The following is a 20,323-nucleotide window of genomic DNA, read 5'->3' on the forward strand; positions in this document are numbered from 1 at the left end:
ATAAAAAATTAAGCAGTAGCTAATTTTTTCTCTTCAGTTTTATCTTTAGCTGGATCTTTTTTCTTTCTATCAACTCTTTTTGCCTCAACATCTCTATCTACAAATTCAATTACAGCCATAGGTGCATTGTCACCATATCTAAAGCCAGCTTTGATGATTCTTGTGTAGCCACCATTTCTTGCTTCATATCTTTTTGACAATGTTTTTTTGACTTTATTCGCAGATGTTATATCTTGTAATTTAGACATTAACATTTTTGTAGTTTGAAGAGTCTCTTTTTTTCCTAAAGTTATGATTTTATCAGCTTGAGGTTTTAAGAATTTAGCTTTTGGAAGTGTTGTAGTGATCTGCTCATATTTTATTAAAGAATTAAGCATATTCTTCAATAAAGCTTTTCTATGTTCAGAAGTTCTATTTAACTTCTTATTAGCCATACCATGTCTCATTAGATTTGCTCCTCTAACTTTTTAGACATTTCAGCTATATTTTCTGGTGGCCAGTTCGGAATCTCCATACCTAAGTATAAAGACATACCAGTTAAAACTTCTTTTATTTCATTAAGTGATTTTCTTCCAAAGTTAGGTGTTCTAAGCATTTCACCTTCTGACTTTTGAACTAGATCTCCAATGTAAATAATATTATCATTTTTAAGACAATTCATAGAACGCACAGATAATTCAAGTTCATCAACTTTTCTTAATAAATTCTTATTGAATTCAGGCTCAGATGAAACTTCTTTTACAGGTACTTCAACAGGTTCGTCAAAATTAACAAACATATTTAGTTGATCTTGGAAAATTCTAGCAGAATAAGCAACGGCATCTTCAGCAGAAATTGATCCATTAGTTTCAACTTCCATAATTAATTTATCATAATCAAGGGCTTTTCCTTCTCTTGCTGTGCTTATAGAGTAAGAAACCTTCTTAACTGGACTATATAAAGAATCTATAGCAATTAATCCCAAAGGTGGTTCTTCTGGTTTGTTCATTACTGCAGGAACGTATCCCTTACCTGTTCCAACATTCATTTCCATATGGAAATGCGTATTTTCATCTAAATTACAAATAACCAGATCAGGATTTAAAATTTCAATATCGGCAACTGGTGCTATGTCAGAAGCTTTAATTTCTCCAGGACCTTTAGCATCTAAAATAAGTTTTTTAGTAGTTTCTGATGAGCTTTTTAAAGCTAATGATTTAACGTTTAAAACTATGTCAGTAACATCTTCTCTAACACCTTTGATAGATGTAAATTCATGTAAAACACCATCAATTTGAATTGAAGTTACAGCAGCACCTCTGATTGATGAAAGTAAAATTCTTCTTAAAGAATTACCTAAAGTTAAACCATATCCTTTTTCTAAAGGTTCTGCGATAATTTTTGCATGTGATTTGTCATCACTAATTTTAACATCTAATTGAGCTGGTTTAATTAATGCTTTCCAATTTTTAGCATTTACATTTAAACTTTCCATTTATTAAACTCTCCTTTTTTTTGGTGGTCTTACGCCGTTATGTGGCATTGGTGTTGTATCTTTTATTGAAAGAATCTTAAATCCTCTCGCTTGTAAAGCTCTTAATGCGGTTTCTCTTCCTGAACCAGGTCCTTTAACCTCAACTGATAAAGTTTTCATTCCATATTCTAAAGCTTTAGATGCAGCAGAATCTGCAGCAATTTGTGCAGCATAAGGTGTTGATTTTCTTGAACCTTTAAAACCTTTTTGTCCAGCGGATGCCCAAGAAATTACATTTCCATTAGTATCTGCAATTGAAATTATTGTATTGTTAAAAGTAGACTGTACATAAGCAATACCATTAAGAATATTTTTTTTTATTTTCTTTTTTTTGGAATAAGAACTTTTCTTAGATTTTTTATCTACTTTTTTTTCTACAACAGCATCTTTATTCTCAACTTTATCTACTTTAGCCATAAATTAATTATTTTTTAAGTGGAGTTAATTTTTTACCAGCAATTGCTATTGCTTTACCTTTTCTTGTTCTTGCATTACATCTTGTTCTTTGTCCTCTAACAGGAAGTTTTTTTCTATGTCTAGATCCCCTGTAACAAGCAAGGTCAATTAATCTTTTAATAGTTAAAGAGTAATCTCTTCTAAGATCACCTTCGACTTTAAAATTTGCATCAATGTATTCTCTAATTTTTAAAATATCTTCGTCAGTAAGTTCATTTATTCTTTTTGCTTTAGGAATTTCTAAAGAAGTACAAATTTGGCTAGAAAATTTATTACCAATACCATAGATGTACGTTAGTCCTATGTGGACAAGTTTGTTTTGCGGAATGTTTACACCTGCTATACGAGCCATATTTTTGAGAATAAATTTAGCCTTTTATATAAGAAGATGTTCCAAAGTCAACGTCTTAAACCTTAAGAATTTCATTAATTTTATTGGTTATTTGATCAATTTCACCTGCTCCATCAATTTCAGTGAAATTTGAATTTTTTGAATAGAATTCTAACACTGGTTTTGTTGAAGACATATAAGTGTCATATCTAGAAATAACAATTTCAAGATTGTCATCTTTTCTTTTCTTTAAGTGTTCAACACCACAAGGATGAAGCTCTATTTGCTCCTTATTAAAATATTCATTTAACGTCATATTACATTTTTCACAGGTCATTCTGCCCATAATACGTTTTTCAATAATGTCTCTTGATACATTTAAAAATATAGTATGCCCTATTGTTTGGTTAAACTCATTTAATAAAACTTCTAAATTAATAGCTTGTTCAACATTTCTTGGATAGCCATCAAAAATAATTCTATCTCTATATTTTAAATTAGTTAAAGATTGTCTTAATAAAGTATTTACGATCTCATCTGAAACAAATTTGCCATTAGATATTAGCTTTTCTATATCCACTCCAAGATCAGTTTTAGATTTAACTTCATCTCTTAATAGATTTCCTGTTGATAATTGGAAGTAATTATGTTTTTTAACAATAGATTGAGCTTGAGTCCCCTTACCCGCTCCTGGAGGACCAAAAAGAATTATATTCACTTAATTATTTTCCGAATTTTGTTTTTTTAATTAATTGCTCATATTGAGAGCTCATTAATCTAGTTTGGATTTGTGTAACGGTATCAATTGCAACTACAACAACAATCAAGATTGAAGTTCCACCTAAATAAAAGGGTATTGGATAATTAGCAATTAGAAATTCTGGCATTAAACAAACTATTGTTAAATACAATGCCCCAATTGTCGTAAGTTTTGTCAAAATTTTTTCAATATACAAAGCTGTATTTTCACCTGGTCTAATTCCAGGTACAAAACCACCATATTTTCTTAAATTATCAGCAGTCTCAGTTGGATTAAATGTTATGGATGTGTAGAAAAAAGTAAAAAATATTATTCCAGAAGCATAAAGCAACATGTAAAGGGGTTGTCCTTGTGTAAAGTATGAACTTAAATTTAAGAATGTATCATTGTCTGAAAAACTAAAATTAGAAAAGGTAACAGGCAATAATAATAAAGCTGAAGCAAAGATTGCTGGAATAACACCGGCTTGGTTAATCTTTAAAGGTAAATGAGAAGATTCACCACCGTACATTTTATTTCCCATTTGTCTTTTAGGGTAATTTATTAAAATTTTTCTTAATGCTCTTTCCATGAAAACAATGAACATAATTGTTGCGACTAATAATACAAAAATTCCAATAATCATAATTGTAGATACAGCGCCCGTTCTACCCAACTCGAATGTAGTAACTAAAGCACGTGGAATTTCAGCAACAATACCAGCAAAAATAATCAACGAAATACCATTACCGATACCTCTTTGTGTTATTTGTTCACCAAGCCACATTAAAAACATTGTACCAGCAACAATGGTTGATACCGCTGTTATAGTAAAAAATAAGCCTGGATTAATAACTAAGTCAGCAGAAGATTGTAAACCTATAGATAATCCGTAACCCTGAATAGTAGCAAGAATTACAGTTCCATATCTTGTGATTTGAGTTATTTTTGCTCTTCCAGTTTCACCTTGTGCCTTTAAATTTTTAAAATAATCAGATACGCCAGTTAATAACTGAACTATGATTGAAGATGAAATATAAGGCATAATTCCAAGTGCGAATATAGCCATTCTACTTACAGCCCCGCCTGAAAAAACATTGAACATTCCAAGTAATCCTTTTTGATTACCACTCATCATTGTTTGTAATTGCTCAGGGTCAATGCCTGGAATTGGCACAAAAGTACCAAATCTATAAACTGCTAAGATAAATATTGTAAAGATTATACGATTTTTAAGATCATTAGTTTGAGAAGAAGAGCTCATAATATCTTAATTATTTTTTTAATTGTATTGTTCCGCCAGCTTTCTCTAATTTTTCTACAGCAGATTTAGAGATTAAGTCAGCTTCGATATTAACTTTATCTTTAATTTCACCTGTACCTAGTATCTTTAATTTTTGTGAATTTTTATTGATCAATTTAAGTTTTTTAAGTAATGCCATATTAATAACATCACCAGAATTAATTGTTTTTTCAGTTATAAAAGTTTGAATTTTTTCCAAGTTCATTATTGCAATAACAGCTTGGTATCTCTTAATTGCATTAAAGCCTCTTTTAGGTAATCTTCTATATAAAGGCATTTGACCACCTTCAAAAGCTTTAATAGCAACACCAGATCTAGATTTTTGACCTTTAACACCTCTGCCAGATGTTTTTCCTTTTCCAGAACCGATACCTCTACCGACTCTCATCTTTTTTTTGTATAAAACTTTTCCTGTAGTATTTAATGTAGTCATTATCCTCTTTTTTCGATTACATCAGAAATTTTTTTATTTCTAATTGTTGCAATATGCTTTGGTGAATTTTGTTTTGAAAGAGCTTTCATCGTCGCTCTTATCATATTGTGAGGGTTTGATGTACCCATTGATTTAGCAACTATATCTTTAATTCCTAAAACTTCACAAACTGCTCTTACAGGACCTCCTGCAATAATACCTGTTCCCTTAGGAGCAGATCTTAAAATAATTTTACCAGCACCATCTTTACCATAAACATCATGATGAATAGTTCTGCCTTCTCTTAGCGGCACATGGATTAAAACTCTTCTTGCTGTTTCATTGGCTTTTTTAATTGCATCAGGCACCTGTTTGGCTTTAGCATGTGCTACTCCAATTTTACCTGCTTGATTACCAACTACTACTAAAGCTGAAAAACCAAATCTACGACCACCTTTTACTACTTTTGTAATTCTGTTGATGTGAACTAATTTTTCTAAAATACCGTCGTCTTTTTTGTCTTTAAAATCCATAATTAAAATTCCATTCCATTTTTACGTAGTGTTTCAGCAAAAACTTTAACTCTGCCGTGGTATTTGTATATACCTCTATCAAAAAATATTTTTGATATTTTCTTTTCTTGGGCTTTCTTTGCAAGTTTCTCTGCTACTATTTTAGAAATTTCTGTTTTATTTACTTTGTCCATAGAACGAATGTCTTTTTCAACAGAAGAACATGACACTAAAGTAATGTTTTTAACATCATCAATAATTTGAGCTGAAATATTTTTTGCAGATCTTGATATGCTAAGTCTTAATCTATCAGATGATGCAACTTTTTTTAATTTACCAGTAACTCTAAATTTCTTTCTTTGGATGGTATTTAATTTCATTATTTCTTCTTCCCTTCTTTTCTTAGAATGTATTGACCTTGCTCTCTAATACCTTTGCCTTTATATGGCTCTGGTTTTCTAAAAGCTTTGATTTTTGAAACAACCATACCTACTTGCTGTTTATCAGATCCACTAACTTTAACTACCGTCTGTTTTTCAACAACAATTTTAATTCCTTCAGGAATATCAAAATTAATATCGTGGCTATAACCTAATTGCAAATTTAACTGTTTATCTTTTAATGCAGCTCTGTAACCCACTCCAACAAGCTCAAGAATTTTTTCATAGCCAGTACTTGACCCAATAACAGCATTATTGATTAAGCTTCTATTCATGCCCCATAATCTTTTTGAGTTTTGATCCTTTACTTTAGGGCTGATAGATATTTCTTTTCCTTCGGTAACGTCAAGATTAAACATTTCAAGATCAATATTAAGTGATTTTTTACCTAATGGTCCCTCAATGTTAAGAACACTACCAGAAAGTACTGCTTTAACTTTTTCAGGGATTGAAATACTTATTTTACCAATTTTAGACATTAAAATACCTTACAAATTATTTCGCCACCAACTTTTTGTTTTCTAGCTTCAATATCAGTCATTACACCTTTTGGTGTTGATACAATAGCTATTCCTAGTCCGCCATTAATTTTTGGCAAACTATCAGCACTTGAAAATATTCTTCTACCAGGCTTAGATACTCTCTCAAAAGTACTAATTACTGGATTTCCAGAATAATATTTTAAGTCAACTGACAATGTGGGTTTATTATTTTCAGTTTCAATTTTATAGTCTTTTATAAATCCTTCACTTTTAAGAATATCTGCAATCTTAACTTTAAAGTTAGAAGAAGGTAATGCTACTTTCTTGTGATTTCTCACTTGTGCATTTTTTATTCTTGCGATCATATCCCCTATTGGGTCACTTAAACTCATATTATCCTTTCTACCAACTCGACTTAGTCATGCCAGGAATTAATCCATGCAGTCCCAAGTCTCTTAAGGCTATTCTTGATATTTTTAATTTTCTGTATACACCGTGTGGTCTTCCAGTAATTTGGCATCTATTCATAACTCTGTTTTTTGCAGAATTACGAGGTAAATTTGAAAGCTTTTGCTGTGCTTTAAATCTTTCTTCTAATGATATTTTTTTATCCATTACAATTTTCTTTAATGCTTGTCTTTTTTTGAAAAGCCTATCTGAAAGTTTAATTCTTTTATTGTTTTTATTTACTGCGCTTACTTTAGCCATTCTTAATTGTCTCCTTTTTAATAAATGGAAAATTTAGTTTTTCTAAAAGAGCAAAACTATGATCTTTATTTAAAGCAGAGATCACAACTACAATATCAAGACCTCTAATCTTATCAATTCTATCAAAATTAACTTCTGGAAAAATTATATGTTCTTTAATGCCAAACGTATAATTACCAAACTTATCAAATCCTTTGGGAGATAAGCCTCTAAAGTCTTTAATTCTTGGTAAAGCAATATTTACAAGTCTATCTAAAAATTCATACATTTTGTTGCCTCTTAAAGTAACTTTTAAACCAGCGTTTGTACCTTTTCTCGTTTTAAAGTTTGCTACTGATTTTTTAAATTTAGTCACAGTTGGTTTTTGACCTGTAATTTTCCCTAAATCTTCTTCAGTAGATTTCATAATTTTTGCATCAGCACCATCAAGACCAAGACCCATGTTAATAACAACTTTTTCAACTTTTGGCCCCATATAGGTATTTTTATATCCAAGGGTTTCTTTAAGCTGTGGTTGGATTTCTTTGTAATAAAGTTCTTTTAATCTAGGTATCATTATTTCTTAGCCTCAGTTTTTTTTGTTTTAGCTTTTTCGTCAATAAGTTTAAGGTTTGAAATGTGGATGAAGCTCTCTTTAGAGACTATTCCACCTTTTTTTTCTTTTGTAGTTTTAACATGTTTTTTCACAATGTTAATTCCTTGAACTTTTGCTCTGTTATTAGGTCTATCGATTTCAATAACCTCACCCTCTTTTTTTTTATCTCTTCCTGTTAAAACTCTAACTTTTAATCCTTTTTTAATCATTTATAAAACCTCTGGAGCCAATGAAATTATTTTCATTTGACCTCTACTTCTTAATTCTCTTGTTACTGGACCAAAAATCCTAGTCCCCACTGGTTCACCTTTATCATCAACTAAAACAGCTGCATTATTATCAAATCTAACTTTAGATCCATCTTCCCTATGAATTCCCTTTTTAACTCTAACTACAACAGCTTTATGAACAGAACCTTTTTTAACTTTTCCTTTAGGTAATGCCTCTTTAACTGCGATAACGATAGTATCACCAATACTTGCGTATCTACGTTTAGAGCCACCTAAAACTTTAATACATTCTATTCTTTTTGCACCAGTGTTATCAGCTACTAATAATTCAGTTTGTACTTGTATCATTTAGATTCATCCATTACTTGAAATTTTTTATTCTTAGAAAAAGGCTTACACTCAATAATTGACACTGTGTCTCCAGTTTTAAATTTATTATTTTCATCGTGTGCGTTATATTTTTTTCTAACTTTAACTACTTTTTTTAATACTGGGTGCGAATATTTTCTTTCAACAGATACAGTTATAGTTTTGTTTGGTTTATCGCTTGTTACTACTCCTGTTAATATTTTTTTAGGCATTTAATTTTCCTTTTAGTGTAGTTTTTAATCTAGCTATAGTTTTTTTAGTTTGTCCAATTTTAGATGGATCTGTAACTTGTGAATTAATTTTTTGAAATCTAAAGTTAAATAAATCTTTTTTTAATTTATCAATATTTTTGATAACTTCGTCCTTAGATAATTTTTTAATTTCTTGTTTTTTCATATTATGCAAATCTCTTAATAAATTTTGTTTTTATAGGTAGTTTAGCTGAAGCCTTATAAAGTGCTTCTTTTGCTATTGTTTCTGAAACACCATCAATTTCAAATAAAATTCTACCTGGCTTCACTCTGCAAGCCCAATATTCAGGAGCTCCTTTACCTTTACCCATACGTACTTCAACAGGTTTTTTTGAAACGGGTATATTTGGAAAGATTCTTGTCCAAACACGTCCCTGTCTTTTCATGTGTCTTGTTAAAGCAACTCTAGCAGCTTCTATTTGTTTTCCTATAATTCTCTCTGGCGCCATAGCTTTTAATGCAAAAGATCCATAGTTAATCTTGCTAGCACGTGTAGCTGTTCCATGAATTCTTCCTTTATGAGCTTTTCTGTATTTTGTTCTAACTGGCTGTAACATAATTATTCTTTAACCTCTTTTGGAACTATCTTGTTAGTTTCTTGGCTAAATTCTTTAGCGAATACTTCACCTTTATAAATCCAAATTTTTATTCCAATAATACCAAATGTTGTTAATGCTTCAGCTTCTGCATAGTCAATATCTGCTCTTAAAGTATGTGATGGTATACTTCCTTCTCTTAACCATTCAGTTCTAGCTATTTCATTTCCACCTAGTCTACCACTAATAGAAACTTTAATGCCTTTTGCACCAAGTCTTAAACATGATTGCATAGCTCTCTTCATGGCTCTTCTATATGATATTCTTTTAACTAATTGTTGTGCTATATTTTCAGCAACTAAATAAGCATTTGTTTCCGGCTTTTTAACTTCTTTAATATTAAGTGTTACTTCATTGTTAGTAAATTTAGATAAATTGTTTTTTATTTTATCAATATCGCTACCTTTCTTTCCAATTACAAATCCAGGTCTTGATGTGTAAATAGTAACAAAACATTTATTAGAGGTTCTCTCTATCATAACTTTAGATACACCAGAATTAACAACATTTTTCTTGATATATGCTCTGATCTTAAAATCTTCGATAAGATAATTTCCAAAATCTTTCTTTTTTGCATACCAGACAGAATCCCAACCTCTGTTTACACCTAGTCTGAAACCAACAGGATTAACTTTTTGACCCATGACTCTCCATTTGTTTTGCTTCTGATAATATAATTGTAATAGTTGAATAAGGTTTTAAAATTGGTGCAGCTCTACCTTTTGCTCTTGGTCTGAATCTTTTCATAACAACTTTTTTCCCACAGTATGCTTCTTTAACAATTAGTTTATCTATGTCGTATTGATTGTTATTTTCAGCGTTAGCAACAGCTGATGAAACTGTTTTTCTTATTTCTCTAGTAATTCTTTTTGCAGAAAATTGAAGCTCTCTAATAGCTACATCAACTTTTTTTCCAACAATTGCTTTAAGTATTGGGTTAAGTTTTCTAACACTAGATCTAATATTATTATTTACAGATCTAACTGTATCTACTTTAGTTCTGTTAATTTTCTTTTTTTTATTCATAATTATTTTTTCTTCTCAGCTGGTTTTCCTTTTTTTTCAGCTGGTGTATGTCCAAAAAATGTTCTAGTTGGAGAAAATTCACCTAATTTATGACCCACCATATCTTCAGATATAGTAACTGGAATGAATTTTTTTCCATTATAAATCAAAAAACTAACCCCTATAAACTCAGGAATTATTGTTGATTTTCTTGACCACGTTTTAATAGGCATTTTTTTTGGATCTAATTTTTGTTTTTCAACTTTTTTAATCAAGCTCTCTTCAACAAAAGGTCCTTTCCATACTGATCTAGCCATTATTTTTTAGAATCCTTCCTGTTGTTTCTTCTTCTAACTATAAATTTATCTGTACTCTTATTGTCTCTAGTTTTTAATCCTTTTGCAGATTGACCTGTTGGAGATACTGGATGTCTACCACCTGCAGTTTTACCTTCACCACCTCCGTGTGGGTGATCAACAGGATTCATCACAACTCCTCTAGTATGAGGTCTTCTACCAAGCCATCTTGATCTTCCAGCTTTACCAATCTTAATGTTTTTTTGATCTGGGTTTGAAAGCACACCAATTGTTGCCATGCATCTTGAATCAATTTTTCTAACCTCTCCAGAGGTCATTTTAATTAATGAGTAATTTCCATCTAACCCACTGATAGTAACAGATGTACCTGCAGATCTAGCTATTTTTCCACCAGCTCCAGGTTTTAGCTCTACATTATGGATATTGATACCAACAGGAATATCTCTAAGTGGCATACAATTTCCAACTTTAATTTCTTTTTCCGATCCATTTTCAACTTTATCGCCAACTTTAATTTTTTGAGGAGCTAAATAGTAAAAATGTTGTCCATCATCAAACTTAACTAACATGATGTAGCAAGATCTATTTGGATCATATTCAATTCTTTCGACAGTACCTGGCATGTCGATTTTCTTTCTATAGAAATCAACCAACCTATACATTTTCTTGTGTCCACCACCTGACATATTACGAGAAGTTATGTGTCCATTATTATTTCTTCCACGCATTGAATTTTTTGGCTCAACTAAAGCCTTAAATGGTTTGCCTTTCCAAAGACCAGCTCTATCAACTAAGATTGTTCCTCTTGTTGATTTTGTATACGGTTTGAATGTTTTTAATGCCATTTTTAAATTCCAGATGTTAGGTCAATACTTTGACCCTTTTTAAGTGTTATTATTGCTTTTTTGTAACCTTGAACATTAACTTTTTTTCCCCTAGCTACTTTAGTTCGATTTTGTTTATTGATAATATTTATCTTCGTAACATTAACTTTAAAAATCTTTTCAATATTTTTCTTCAAATTAGTTTTGTTTGCAGCTCTTGGTACTTTAAAAACAATTTTGTTTTGTTCTGACAAGTTAGTAGTTTTCTCAGTAACCATTGGTGATAGAATTTTATCGTATAAATGTATTTTATCCATTTTAAGAATATCTCTTTTCTAGTTCTTTAATTGAACTTTCTGTAAAAACTACTTTTTTAAACTTTATAATATCAAATGCACTGAAATGATTAATATCCGTAACTTTAACATTTGGAATATTTCTAACTGACTTTTCAATTTTCTCTTTAGATGATTTATCTAAAATGATTAATGAATTTGTAATTTCAAATTTTTTAATAATTGAATGCATTTCTTTAGTTTTTTTAATCTCATTTCCAAAATCATTAAAAATTATCAAATTATTAAGTTTATTCTTCTCAGTAATTAGTGAAGCAATACTTAGTTTTTTTTCACTTTTATTTAATTTTCTTTTTTTGTATGCCAGTTCACCTTTAGGTCCATGTGCAACACCACCACCAACGAAAATAGGTGCTTTTCTACTTGCGTGTCTAGCTCCACCAGTACCTTTTTGAGCATAAATTTTAGATGTAGATCCAGTAATCTCATTTTGTTGTTTAGTTTTTGCGTGTCTACCTTTGTAATTAGCATTAGTTTTATATAATACGTTATCAACCAATCTTTTGTTAATTTTAGCAGAGAAAATTTTATCTAAAACTTCAATTGAATCTTTTTTACCGTCTAAGTTTAATTTATCAATTTTCATTATTTTTTCTTTTTATCTGGTGTTTTTTTAGCTTCTTCAGCAGCAGCAATTTTTTCATTAATAGTCATTTTGTTTATAACTTTTACTGATTTTTTAACTAAGATTTCAGTATTTTTTGATCCAGGAATTGATCCTTTTAAATATAACAATTCATTTTCAATATCTGTCTTAATAATCTCTAAATTTTGCATAGTTCTAACTCTATCACCCATATGACCAGCCATTTTTTTACCTTTAAAAACTTTACCAGGATCTTGTCTTTGTCCAGTAGATCCGTGAGATCTATGTGATACAGAAACACCGTGAGTAGCTCTTAACCCACCAAAATTGTGTCTCTTCATGGCACCAGCAAAACCTTTACCAATAGTTTTTGAAGTTGTATCAACAAACTTAACTTCATTAAATATTTCAAGACCAAATTCGTTACCTTCTTTATATAATTCTGTATCTTTAACTCTAAATTCTTTTAATTTTTTCTTAGCTTCTGTATTTTTCTTTGCATACAAGCCCTTCATTGCTTTTGTAAGTTTAGATGCTTTAATTTTACCAAACCCTAATTGCACAGCTTTGTATCCACGTTTTTCTTCTTCAATAACTTGGATCACTCTAGCCTTTTCCATTTTAATAACAGTCACAGGAACTAAACGTCCTGTTTTATAGAACTCTCTAGTCATACCAATTTTTTTTCCAATTAATGCAATTTCACTCATAATTAAATTTTTATCTCCACATCAACACCTGATGCTAAATCAAGTTTCATTAAAGCTTCAACAGTTTGAGGTGTTGGCTCTATAATATCTATTAATCTTTTGTGTGTTCTTGTTTCAAATTGCTCTCTACTTTTTTTATCAATGTGAGGACCTTTTAAAACGGTGTATCTTTCAATTCTAGTTGGTAAAGGTATTGGTCCTTTTATCGTGGCACCTGTTCTTTTTACAGTATTTACAATTTCTTCTGTAGATGCATCTAGAATCTTATTGTCGTATGCTCTTAATTTAATTCTTATATTTTGTTTTTCCATAATAATTAGCCTGCAATCTTTTTAGTTACTTCATCCTGAACATTTTGTGGGACTTTAGAGTAATGATCAAAAAACATTGAATACTGAGCTCTACCTTGAGACATTGATCTTAAACTATTTATATAACCAAACATATTAGCTAAAGGAACCATAGCTGTAATCACTGTTGCATTTCCTCTATTTTCTTGAGTACTGATTTGGCCTCTTCTACTATTCAGGTCACCAATAACATCACCCATATAATCTTCAGGTGTAACAACTTCAACTCTCATAACTGGTTCTAATAATTTCAAAGTTCCTCTAGTACAAGCTTCTTTAAAGCAAGCTCTACCTGCTAATTCAAATGCAAGAACACTTGAGTCAACATCATGATGTAATCCATCTAAAATTGTAACTTTATAATCAATCATTGGAAACCCTGCTAAAATTCCGCCATCTGAAATTGTTTCAATTCCTTTTTCAACACCAGGAATAAATTCTTTAGGAATTGCACCACCTTTAATTTTGCTTTCGACAGATCTACCTGAACCAGGCTCTTGTGGCTCAACCAAAAGTTTAACTTTTGCAAACTGACCAGCACCACCACTTTGTTTTTTATGAGTATATTCAAATTCTGAGGCATTTTGTAATGTTTCTCTATAAGCAACTTGAGGAGCACCTACATTTGCCTCTACATTAAATTCTCTTTTCATTCTATCGACAATAATATCAAGGTGTAACTCACCCATTCCTTTAATAATAGTTTGACCAGATTCTTCATCTGACGTTACTCTGAATGATGGGTCTTCTTTAGCCAATCTTCCTAATGCTTCACCCATTTTTTCTTGGTCAGCTTTTGTTTTAGGTTCAACAGCAATTTCGATTACAGGTTCTGGGAACTCCATTGGTTCTAATAAAACAGGATTAGCTTCATCACAAAGAGTATGTCCTGTTATCGTATATTTTAAACCAGCTAAAGCAACAATGTCACCCGTATTTGCTTCTTTGATATCCTCTCTTGAGTTCGCATGCATTAAAAGCATTCTACCAACTCTTTCTTCTTTATCTTTTGAAGTATTATAAACAGCAGTTCCAGTTCTAATCGTTCCCGAGTAAATTCTAATAAAAGTTAATGAACCAACAAATGGGTCATTAGCAACTTTAAATGCTAATGCAGAAAACCCTGTGCCATCATCAAATTTCATTTCAACAACATCTTCACTACCAGGTTTAGTTCCATTAATAGACCCAATATCGATCGGGCTTGGTAAGTAGTTAATTACAGCGTCAAGTAAAGGTTGAACACCTTTGTTTTTAAAAGCTGAACCTGTAGTTATTGGGACAAAACTAAAATTTAATGTTCCTTTTCTTATGCATTTTACCAAATCTTCTTCTTTGATTTCTTCCCCATTTAGGTAAGCTTCCATTAGTTTTTCATCTTGCTCTACAGCCATTTCAACTAATTCAGTTCTGTATTTTTGTGAAATTTCTTTTAAATCATCAGGAATTTCTTTGTATTCCCATTCAGCTCCTAAAGCTTCATTTTTCCAAACTTGAGCTTTCATTTTAACTAAGTCAACAACGCCAGATAAATCTGCTTCAATACCAATAGGGATTTGAATTGGTAGAGGTTTACAGCCTAATCTATCCTTAATCATTTCAACACATCTATAAAAATCAGCACCCGTTCTATCTAACTTGTTTACAAAACAAATTCTAGGAACTTTATATTTATCAGCCTGTCTCCATACTGTTTCAGATTGAGGTTCTACACCGGCAACACCATCAAAAACACAAACAGCACCATCTAAAACTTTTAATGATCTTTCTACTTCAATCGTAAAGTCAACGTGTCCAGGCGTGTCGATGATATTAATTCTATGATCATTCCAGAAGCAAGTTGTTGCTGCTGATGTAATCGTAATACCTCTTTCTTGTTCTTGTTCCATCCAATCCATTGTTGCAGCACCATCATGTACTTCACCAATTTTGTGACTTTTTCCTGTGTAATATAAAATTCTCTCAGTGGTAGTTGTTTTACCAGCATCAATATGAGCCATGATACCAATATTTCTATATTTATTTAATGTATGTGTTCTAGCCATAATTTATTACCACCTAAAATGAGCAAAAGCTTTATTTGATTCTGCCATTTTATGTACATCTTCTCTTTTTTTAACTGCAGAACCTTTTTTTTCATAAGCATCATACAGTTCGTTAAAAATTTTATCTGACATGTGTTTGTCTTTTCTTTTTCTAGAAGCATCAACTAACCACCTAATTGCAAGTGCTTGTGCACGTTTAGTTTTAACTTCAACAGGAACTTGATAAGTTGCACCACCTACTCTACGTGATCTAACTTCTACAGTAGGTTTGATGTTATTTATTGCTTCATTAAAAACATTAATGGGCTCTTCTTTTGTTTTTGATTTTATTTTTTCTATAGCTTCATAGACAATTTTTTCAGCAACTACTTTTTTGCCATCGTACATTATTGAGTTAATTAATTTAGGGATTATTGTAGAATTAAATATTGGGTCTGGAGTAACAACTTTTTTGGGTTGTGTTTTTTTTCTAGACATAATTATTTACCTTTTTTAGTTCCATACAAAGATCTACGTTTCTTTCTATTTGCAACACCTTGTGTGTCTAAGTTTCCTCTAAGGATATGATAACGAACACCAGGTAAATCTTTTACACGACCGCCCCTAATTAATACAACTGAGTGTTCTTGTAGATTATGACCTTCACCACCAATATAAGCTGTAACTTCAAAACCATTAGATAGTCTAACTCTAGCAACTTTTCTTAATGCTGAGTTGGGTTTTTTAGGAGTTGTTGTGTAAACTTTTACACAAACGCCTCTCTTCAAAGGTTGTTTCTGAAGTGCAGGAACTTTATTCCTAGCAACAGGTTTAATTCTTTTTTTTCTTAACAACTGGTTAATAGTTGGCATAAATTTTTTAAATTAATTAATATATTTTTGAGTGAAAATAACTGACAGGTTATTTTGTGGCAGCGTTTAGTTCCGTAAAGTAGGTACTACATTCCAACCAAAAACAGCGTCAAAATACTATTAAATCTCTGATTGTCAAACTAAAACTACAAGTTAAACGTGTTTTTTTTATTAATTTGCTGGAGTTTCTGTGGTCTCTAAAGGCTCAATTTTCTCTTGCTCAGCTAAGAATTTATTATCGGCATCAATGGCATTCTTATTCCATTTGTTCTTAATGTGACCTGTTCCAGCTGGAACTAATCTACCCACAATAACGTTCTCTTTTAAGCCATTTAAAGGGTCAACTTTACCCTTAATCGCAGCATCAGTTAAAACTCTAGTAGTTTCTTGGAATGAAGCAGCAGAAATAAATGACTCCGTTTGAAGTGAAGCTTTAGTAATACCCATTAAAACTCTTTCACCAGATGCTGGATTCTTTCCTTCAGCAACTAGTTTTTCATTTGTATTATCAAACTTAATTCTGTCAATCATTTCACCAGGTAAGTAAGACGAGTCGCCAGACTCTTTGATTTCAACTTTTTTAAGCATTTGTCTTAATATCGTTTCGATATGTTTGTCGTTAATAATTACACCTTGTAACCTATAAACTTCTTGTACTTGGTTAACAAAGTATTCTGTTAAATCTTTTATACCAAGTATTCTTAAAATATCATGGGGCAATGGTTGTCCATCTAAAAGATACTCACCTTTTTTTATTTTTTCACCTTGGTTAAAATTAATATGTTTACCTTTTGGAATTAGATAGTTTGAAGGTTCACCATTATCTGGTTGTATGGAAATTCTTTGTTTTCCTCTAACTTCTTTACCAAATAAAACTTGGCCATCATTTTCTGCAATTATTGCACTGTCTTTAGCTTTTCTAGCTTCAAATAATTCTGCGACACGAGGTAATCCTCCAGTAATATCTTTTGTTTTAGTAGTTTCCTTTGGAAGTCTAGCTATTATATCACCAGCAAATATTTTTTGACCGTCTTTCACTGAAAGAATTGAATCTGGAACCAGATAATATCTGGCTTCATTATCATCAGCTTTTTTAATAACATTTCCTTTATCATCTCTTAAAGTAATTCTTGGTTTTAAATCAGTATTTTTAGATTGAGCTCTCCAATCAATAACTGATTTAGATGAAATTCCTGTTGCATCATCAGTTGTTTCTTGAATTGAAACACCATCAATTAAATCTACATAACCAGCTATACCGCTTTTCTCTGCGATAACTGGAGTTGTATAAGGATCCCATTCACAAATTTTTTCATTTGCTTTAACTTTATCACCATTCTGGAAAAATAATTTAGAGCCGTAAGCAACTTTATAAACAGCAACTTGAACTCCATTATTATCTTCAATTGATAATTGAGTGTTTCTTCCCATTACAATTAAATTTTTCTTAGAATCTTCTAATAGGTTAGAATTTATAATTTTTAAAGTTCCAGCTGTTTTCGTTACGATCTGAGACTCTTGTTTAACAGAAGCAGTACCACCAACGTGGAAAGTTCTCATTGTTAACTGAGTACCTGGTTCACCAATCGATTGTGCTGAAATCATACCAATTGCTTCACCAACATGAACCATTTTTCCTCTAGATAAATCTCTTCCATAACAAGTAGCACAAACACCAAGTTTAGAGCTACAAGTCATAACTGAATAAGCTTTGATAAATTTAACACCAGCTGCATCAATTTTATCGCAACCAGCTTCATCAATCATTGTTTCTTTTTTAATGACTACTTCGCCAGTGATTGGATTTTTTACATCGAAAGCTGTAACTCTACCAAGTGCTCTTTCTGATAAACTAACAACAACATTTCCACCTTCCAAAATTTCTGCTAATTCAATAAACCCTGGGTTATCACACTTAATTTTAGATATAGTAAGATCTTGAGCTACGTCACAAAGTCTTCTTGTTAAATAACCCGAGCTTGCAGTTTTCAGGGCTGTATCAGCTAAACCTTTTCTGGCTCCGTGTGTTGAGTTGAAATATTCTAGTGCAGTTAAACCTTCTTTGAAATTAGAAATAATTGGTGTTTCGATAATTTCTCCAGATGGTTTTGCAATAAGACCTCTCATACCAGCCAACTGTTTCATTTGCGCAGCTGAACCTCTAGCTCCACTATCTGCCATCATAAATACTGAGTTAATCTTCATGCCATCAGGAGTACTTTCCGTAGCCGAAATACCTCTCATCATTTCACCAGCAACTTTATCTGTACATTTTGACCAAGCATCAACAACTTTGTTATATTTTTCACCTCTAGTAATTAAACCTTCTGAATATTGATTTTCATAATCTGCAATTAATTTTTTAGTATCTTCAATTAGTTGTCCTTTATTTGCAGGAATAACCAAATCATCTTTACCAAAAGAAATACCAGCTTTAAATGCATGTTTGAAACCTAAATCTTTTAAATGATCGCAAAATATAACTGTAGTCTTCTGACCACAAAATCTAAATACACTATCGATAATTTCTGAAACAGTTTTTTTAGGAAGCAATCTATCAATCATTGAAAAAGTAATATCTTTATGTTTTGGAAGTAAATTAGCTAATAAGAATCTTCCAGCTGTCGTTGTGTGTTTTTCAACTCTTTTGTTTCCCTTCTCATCTAATGTTTCAAATCTAGAAACAATAGTAGAGTGAACTTTTATTTGACCTGTAGATAGCGCATGTTCAATTTCATCATTATTTATGAAGTAACCATCTGGCTTTTCAGTTTGAAAAGGCGCTTGAGATAAATAGTAAAGACCTAAGATCATATCCTGACTTGGTACTATGATAGGTTTACCGTTTGATGGACTTAAAATATTATTTGTTGATAACATTAAAATTCTTGCTTCTAGTTGGGCTTCTAAACTTAGAGGAACGTGAACAGCCATTTGGTCACCATCAAAGTCAGCATTAAAGGCTGCACAACATAAAGGATGAAGTTCAATTGCATCTCCTTCAATTAACTTAGGTTCAAAAGCTTGAACCCCAAGTCTGTGAAGCGTTGGTGCACGGTTTAATAAAACTGGGTGTTCTCTTACAATAAGTTCTAATGCATCCCAAACAGCATTTGTTTCTTTTTCTACCAATTTTTTTGCTTGTTTGATTGTAGAAGCTAATCCTAGTTTATTTAATCTAGCATATAAGAATGGCTTAAATAATTCTAAAGCCATCTTCTTAGGCAAACCACATTCATGCAATTTAAGGTCTGGCCCTACAACAATTACAGATCTTCCTGAATAATCTACTCTTTTTCCTAGTAAGTTTTGTCTAAATCTACCTTGTTTACCTTTAAGCATCTCTGCTAAAGATTTAAGTGGACGTTTACCAGTTCCAGTAATTACTCTTCCTCTACGACCATTATCAAATAATGCATCAACAGATTCTTGAAGCATTCTTTTCTCATTTCTAACAATGATATCTGGAGCCTTTAAATCCATTAATCTCTTAAGACGATTATTTCTGTTTATAACTCTTCTATAAAGATCATTAAGATCTGATGTAGCAAATCTTCCACCATCTAATGGAACTAAAGGTCTTAATTCAGGTGGTATAACTGGTATTACAGTTAAAATCATCCATTCTGGCTTTTGACCAGTTTCAATAAATGACTCGATCAATTTAAGTCTCTTAATTGATCTTTCTTCATTAACTTTTGATTTTGTTTCTTTAATTGTATTAATTAAAAGCTTTCTTTCAAGCTCAAGATCCATTGATTTAAGAATAGATAAAATTGCTTCAGCTCCAATACCAGCTTCAAATGACTCTTCACCAAACTCGTCTTGGTATTTTGCTAATTCTTCTTCGTTAAGTAATTGATTTTTTTGAAGACCGGTTAAACCAGGCTCAATAACTATGAAGTTTTCAAAATAAAGAACTCTTTCAACTTCTTTTAGCTTCATGTCAACAGCTAATGAAATTCTACTAGGTAAAGATTTTAAAAACCAAATGTGTGCAACAGGAGTAGCAAGGTTTATGTGACCCATTCTCTCCCTTCTTACATTAGATTTTGTTACTTCAACTCCACATTTTTCACAAATAATTCCTCTAAACTTCATACGCTTGTACTTACCGCACAAACATTCGTAATCTTTTATTGGTCCAAAAATTCTAGCACAAAACAAACCATCTTTTTCTGGTCTAAAAGTTCTATAGTTAATAGTTTCAGGTTTTTTAATTTCACCATATGTCCAAGATTTAATTTTTTCAGGGCTAGCTAAAGTAATTTTAATGCTATTAAAATTTTGTGCTTCAGAAACTTCACTATTTTTAAATAAATCTGTTAATTCTTTTTTCATA

General features: G+C 31.3%; 30 protein-coding genes. All 30 read right to left on the reverse strand.

Annotation, left to right across the window (positions count from 1 at the left end):
* Positions 1-8 precede the first annotated feature (8 nt).
* The 30 genes from rplQ to rpoC all read right to left on the reverse strand — a co-directional run bounded on the left by rplQ (position 9) and on the right by rpoC (position 20,322).
* Positions 9-446 (reverse strand): 50S ribosomal protein L17, encoded by a 438-nt coding sequence (gene rplQ, locus AC5SL9_RS03500; RefSeq protein WP_006996835.1) that lies wholly within the window; start codon positions 444-446, stop codon positions 9-11.
* On the reverse strand, positions 446-1,474 hold the full coding sequence (locus tag AC5SL9_RS03505) for a DNA-directed RNA polymerase subunit alpha (protein ID WP_006996834.1): 1,029 nt from the start codon (positions 1,472-1,474) through the stop codon (positions 446-448). The genes rplQ and AC5SL9_RS03505 overlap by 1 nt, the downstream gene beginning before the upstream one ends.
* A gap of 3 nt (positions 1,475-1,477) precedes the next feature.
* Positions 1,478-1,930, reverse strand: a complete 453-nt coding sequence (gene rpsK, locus AC5SL9_RS03510; RefSeq protein WP_006996833.1) for a 30S ribosomal protein S11 — start codon at positions 1,928-1,930, stop codon at positions 1,478-1,480.
* 7 nt (positions 1,931-1,937) lie between these two features.
* On the reverse strand, positions 1,938-2,321 hold the full coding sequence (gene rpsM, locus AC5SL9_RS03515) for a 30S ribosomal protein S13 (RefSeq protein WP_006996832.1): 384 nt from the start codon (positions 2,319-2,321) through the stop codon (positions 1,938-1,940).
* A gap of 55 nt (positions 2,322-2,376) precedes the next feature.
* Entirely contained in the window at positions 2,377-3,018 is a 642-nt protein-coding gene (locus AC5SL9_RS03520; protein WP_006996831.1) for an adenylate kinase, read from the reverse strand.
* Between the two features lie 4 nt (positions 3,019-3,022).
* Positions 3,023-4,303, reverse strand: a complete 1,281-nt coding sequence (gene secY, locus AC5SL9_RS03525; RefSeq protein WP_011282152.1) for a preprotein translocase subunit SecY — start codon at positions 4,301-4,303, stop codon at positions 3,023-3,025.
* Positions 4,304-4,313: 10 nt separating this feature from the next.
* Complete coding sequence (rplO, locus tag AC5SL9_RS03530; protein ID WP_006996829.1) at positions 4,314-4,775, reverse strand: 50S ribosomal protein L15; 462 nt, start codon at positions 4,773-4,775, stop codon at positions 4,314-4,316.
* Positions 4,775-5,287 (reverse strand): 30S ribosomal protein S5, encoded by a 513-nt coding sequence (rpsE, locus tag AC5SL9_RS03535; protein ID WP_006996828.1) that lies wholly within the window; start codon positions 5,285-5,287, stop codon positions 4,775-4,777. The genes rplO and rpsE overlap by 1 nt, the downstream gene beginning before the upstream one ends.
* 2 nt (positions 5,288-5,289) lie before the next feature.
* Positions 5,290-5,646, reverse strand: coding sequence for a 50S ribosomal protein L18 (rplR, locus tag AC5SL9_RS03540; protein WP_006996827.1), 357 nt, complete (start codon positions 5,644-5,646; stop codon positions 5,290-5,292).
* Entirely contained in the window at positions 5,646-6,185 is a 540-nt protein-coding gene (gene rplF, locus AC5SL9_RS03545) for a 50S ribosomal protein L6 (protein ID WP_006996826.1), read from the reverse strand. Before rplF ends, rplR begins: the two co-directional genes overlap by 1 nt.
* Entirely contained in the window at positions 6,185-6,580 is a 396-nt protein-coding gene (rpsH, locus tag AC5SL9_RS03550) for a 30S ribosomal protein S8 (protein ID WP_006996825.1), read from the reverse strand. The genes rplF and rpsH overlap by 1 nt, the downstream gene beginning before the upstream one ends.
* A gap of 10 nt (positions 6,581-6,590) precedes the next feature.
* The gene (rpsN, locus tag AC5SL9_RS03555) at positions 6,591-6,896 is read right to left on the reverse strand and encodes a 30S ribosomal protein S14 (protein WP_006996824.1); all 306 of its coding nucleotides are present in this window, start codon (positions 6,894-6,896) and stop codon (positions 6,591-6,593) included.
* A complete protein-coding gene (rplE, locus tag AC5SL9_RS03560; protein ID WP_494573790.1) occupies positions 6,889-7,452 on the reverse strand; it encodes a 50S ribosomal protein L5 in 564 nt (187 codons plus the stop codon). Before rplE ends, rpsN begins: the two co-directional genes overlap by 8 nt.
* Positions 7,452-7,700: a 50S ribosomal protein L24 gene (gene rplX / locus AC5SL9_RS03565; RefSeq protein WP_006996822.1), complete on the reverse strand. Its 249-nt coding sequence runs from the start codon at positions 7,698-7,700 to the stop codon at positions 7,452-7,454. Before rplX ends, rplE begins: the two co-directional genes overlap by 1 nt.
* Complete coding sequence (gene rplN / locus AC5SL9_RS03570) at positions 7,701-8,069, reverse strand: 50S ribosomal protein L14 (protein ID WP_006996821.1); 369 nt, start codon at positions 8,067-8,069, stop codon at positions 7,701-7,703.
* Complete coding sequence (gene rpsQ, locus AC5SL9_RS03575; RefSeq protein WP_011282154.1) at positions 8,066-8,302, reverse strand: 30S ribosomal protein S17; 237 nt, start codon at positions 8,300-8,302, stop codon at positions 8,066-8,068. The genes rplN and rpsQ overlap by 4 nt, the downstream gene beginning before the upstream one ends.
* A complete protein-coding gene (gene rpmC / locus AC5SL9_RS03580) occupies positions 8,295-8,486 on the reverse strand; it encodes a 50S ribosomal protein L29 (RefSeq protein WP_006996819.1) in 192 nt (63 codons plus the stop codon). Before rpmC ends, rpsQ begins: the two co-directional genes overlap by 8 nt.
* Position 8,487: 1 nt before the next feature.
* Complete coding sequence (gene rplP / locus AC5SL9_RS03585) at positions 8,488-8,898, reverse strand: 50S ribosomal protein L16 (protein WP_006996818.1); 411 nt, start codon at positions 8,896-8,898, stop codon at positions 8,488-8,490.
* 2 nt (positions 8,899-8,900) lie between these two features.
* Positions 8,901-9,581, reverse strand: a complete 681-nt coding sequence (rpsC, locus tag AC5SL9_RS03590; protein ID WP_011282155.1) for a 30S ribosomal protein S3 — start codon at positions 9,579-9,581, stop codon at positions 8,901-8,903.
* Positions 9,565-9,963, reverse strand: a complete 399-nt coding sequence (gene rplV / locus AC5SL9_RS03595) for a 50S ribosomal protein L22 (RefSeq protein ID WP_006996816.1) — start codon at positions 9,961-9,963, stop codon at positions 9,565-9,567. Before rplV ends, rpsC begins: the two co-directional genes overlap by 17 nt.
* Positions 9,964-9,965: 2 nt before the next feature.
* Complete coding sequence (rpsS, locus tag AC5SL9_RS03600; RefSeq protein WP_006996815.1) at positions 9,966-10,259, reverse strand: 30S ribosomal protein S19; 294 nt, start codon at positions 10,257-10,259, stop codon at positions 9,966-9,968.
* A complete protein-coding gene (gene rplB / locus AC5SL9_RS03605; RefSeq protein WP_006996814.1) occupies positions 10,259-11,104 on the reverse strand; it encodes a 50S ribosomal protein L2 in 846 nt (281 codons plus the stop codon). The genes rpsS and rplB overlap by 1 nt, the downstream gene beginning before the upstream one ends.
* 2 nt (positions 11,105-11,106) lie before the next feature.
* The gene (gene rplW, locus AC5SL9_RS03610; RefSeq protein WP_006996813.1) at positions 11,107-11,400 is read right to left on the reverse strand and encodes a 50S ribosomal protein L23; all 294 of its coding nucleotides are present in this window, start codon (positions 11,398-11,400) and stop codon (positions 11,107-11,109) included.
* A 1-nt stretch (position 11,401) separates the two neighbouring features.
* Positions 11,402-12,025 (reverse strand): 50S ribosomal protein L4, encoded by a 624-nt coding sequence (gene rplD, locus AC5SL9_RS03615; protein ID WP_494573791.1) that lies wholly within the window; start codon positions 12,023-12,025, stop codon positions 11,402-11,404.
* Positions 12,025-12,735 (reverse strand): 50S ribosomal protein L3, encoded by a 711-nt coding sequence (gene rplC, locus AC5SL9_RS03620; RefSeq protein ID WP_011282157.1) that lies wholly within the window; start codon positions 12,733-12,735, stop codon positions 12,025-12,027. The genes rplD and rplC overlap by 1 nt, the downstream gene beginning before the upstream one ends.
* A 2-nt stretch (positions 12,736-12,737) precedes the next feature.
* Positions 12,738-13,046 carry a 30S ribosomal protein S10 gene (gene rpsJ, locus AC5SL9_RS03625; RefSeq protein WP_006996810.1) on the reverse strand — a complete coding sequence of 103 codons (309 nt, stop codon included), beginning with the start codon at positions 13,044-13,046 and terminating at the stop codon, positions 12,738-12,740.
* A gap of 5 nt (positions 13,047-13,051) precedes the next feature.
* Positions 13,052-15,130, reverse strand: a complete 2,079-nt coding sequence (gene fusA / locus AC5SL9_RS03630; RefSeq protein ID WP_006996809.1) for an elongation factor G — start codon at positions 15,128-15,130, stop codon at positions 13,052-13,054.
* A gap of 6 nt (positions 15,131-15,136) precedes the next feature.
* Positions 15,137-15,607: a 30S ribosomal protein S7 gene (rpsG, locus tag AC5SL9_RS03635; protein WP_006996808.1), complete on the reverse strand. Its 471-nt coding sequence runs from the start codon at positions 15,605-15,607 to the stop codon at positions 15,137-15,139.
* Positions 15,608-15,609: 2 nt separating this feature from the next.
* Positions 15,610-15,981 (reverse strand): 30S ribosomal protein S12, encoded by a 372-nt coding sequence (rpsL, locus tag AC5SL9_RS03640; protein ID WP_006996807.1) that lies wholly within the window; start codon positions 15,979-15,981, stop codon positions 15,610-15,612.
* A 171-nt stretch (positions 15,982-16,152) separates the two neighbouring features.
* A complete protein-coding gene (gene rpoC / locus AC5SL9_RS03645; protein WP_011282158.1) occupies positions 16,153-20,322 on the reverse strand; it encodes a DNA-directed RNA polymerase subunit beta' in 4,170 nt (1,389 codons plus the stop codon).
* Position 20,323: the final 1 nt, after the last annotated feature.

It is taken from the genome of Candidatus Pelagibacter sp. PS_37 (assembly GCF_059417825.1).

Excerpts from the sequence above, each read along its gene's own strand:
- rpmC (WP_006996819.1), bottom strand. The coding sequence starts at position 8,486 with ATGAAAAAACAAGAAATTAAAAAATTATCTAAGGACGAAGTTATCAAA.
- rplR (WP_006996827.1), bottom strand. The coding sequence starts at position 5,646 with ATGAAATTAAATACCATCCAAAGAAAGAAATTTAGAGTTACTGGTAAA.
- fusA (WP_006996809.1), bottom strand. The coding sequence starts at position 15,130 with ATGGCTAGAACACATACATTAAATAAATATAGAAATATTGGTATCATG.
- rpsC (WP_011282155.1), bottom strand. The coding sequence starts at position 9,581 with ATGGGTCAAAAAGTTAATCCTGTTGGTTTCAGACTAGGTGTAAACAGA.
- rpsM (WP_006996832.1), bottom strand. The coding sequence starts at position 2,321 with ATGGCTCGTATAGCAGGTGTAAACATTCCGCAAAACAAACTTGTCCAC.
- rplX (WP_006996822.1), bottom strand. The coding sequence starts at position 7,700 with ATGATTAAAAAAGGATTAAAAGTTAGAGTTTTAACAGGAAGAGATAAA.
- rplP (WP_006996818.1), bottom strand. The coding sequence starts at position 8,898 with ATGTTACAGCCAGTTAGAACAAAATACAGAAAAGCTCATAAAGGAAGA.
- rplW (WP_006996813.1), bottom strand. The coding sequence starts at position 11,400 with ATGGATAAAATACATTTATACGATAAAATTCTATCACCAATGGTTACT.
- rpoC (WP_011282158.1), bottom strand. The coding sequence starts at position 20,322 with ATGAAAAAAGAATTAACAGATTTATTTAAAAATAGTGAAGTTTCTGAA.
- rplD (WP_494573791.1), bottom strand. The coding sequence starts at position 12,025 with ATGAAAATTGATAAATTAAACTTAGACGGTAAAAAAGATTCAATTGAA.
- rplC (WP_011282157.1), bottom strand. The coding sequence starts at position 12,735 with ATGAGTGAAATTGCATTAATTGGAAAAAAAATTGGTATGACTAGAGAG.
- rpsK (WP_006996833.1), bottom strand. The coding sequence starts at position 1,930 with ATGGCTAAAGTAGATAAAGTTGAGAATAAAGATGCTGTTGTAGAAAAA.
- rpsE (WP_006996828.1), bottom strand. The coding sequence starts at position 5,287 with ATGGATTTTAAAGACAAAAAAGACGACGGTATTTTAGAAAAATTAGTT.
- rplO (WP_006996829.1), bottom strand. The coding sequence starts at position 4,775 with ATGACTACATTAAATACTACAGGAAAAGTTTTATACAAAAAAAAGATG.
- rpsN (WP_006996824.1), bottom strand. The coding sequence starts at position 6,896 with ATGGCTAAAGTAAGCGCAGTAAATAAAAACAATAAAAGAATTAAACTT.
- rplF (WP_006996826.1), bottom strand. The coding sequence starts at position 6,185 with ATGTCTAAAATTGGTAAAATAAGTATTTCAATCCCTGAAAAAGTTAAA.
- rpsL (WP_006996807.1), bottom strand. The coding sequence starts at position 15,981 with ATGCCAACTATTAACCAGTTGTTAAGAAAAAAAAGAATTAAACCTGTT.
- rplQ (WP_006996835.1), bottom strand. The coding sequence starts at position 446 with ATGAGACATGGTATGGCTAATAAGAAGTTAAATAGAACTTCTGAACAT.
- rpsS (WP_006996815.1), bottom strand. The coding sequence starts at position 10,259 with ATGGCTAGATCAGTATGGAAAGGACCTTTTGTTGAAGAGAGCTTGATT.
- secY (WP_011282152.1), bottom strand. The coding sequence starts at position 4,303 with ATGAGCTCTTCTTCTCAAACTAATGATCTTAAAAATCGTATAATCTTT.
- rpsJ (WP_006996810.1), bottom strand. The coding sequence starts at position 13,046 with ATGGAAAAACAAAATATAAGAATTAAATTAAGAGCATACGACAATAAG.
- AC5SL9_RS03505 (WP_006996834.1), bottom strand. The coding sequence starts at position 1,474 with ATGGAAAGTTTAAATGTAAATGCTAAAAATTGGAAAGCATTAATTAAA.
- rpsH (WP_006996825.1), bottom strand. The coding sequence starts at position 6,580 with ATGAGTTTAAGTGACCCAATAGGGGATATGATCGCAAGAATAAAAAAT.
- rplV (WP_006996816.1), bottom strand. The coding sequence starts at position 9,963 with ATGAATAAAAAAAAGAAAATTAACAGAACTAAAGTAGATACAGTTAGA.
- rpsQ (WP_011282154.1), bottom strand. The coding sequence starts at position 8,302 with ATGCCTAAAAAAATATTAACAGGAGTAGTAACAAGCGATAAACCAAAC.
- rplE (WP_494573790.1), bottom strand. The coding sequence starts at position 7,452 with ATGATACCTAGATTAAAAGAACTTTATTACAAAGAAATCCAACCACAG.
- rplB (WP_006996814.1), bottom strand. The coding sequence starts at position 11,104 with ATGGCATTAAAAACATTCAAACCGTATACAAAATCAACAAGAGGAACA.
- rpsG (WP_006996808.1), bottom strand. The coding sequence starts at position 15,607 with ATGTCTAGAAAAAAAACACAACCCAAAAAAGTTGTTACTCCAGACCCA.
- rplN (WP_006996821.1), bottom strand. The coding sequence starts at position 8,069 with ATGATACAAGTACAAACTGAATTATTAGTAGCTGATAACACTGGTGCA.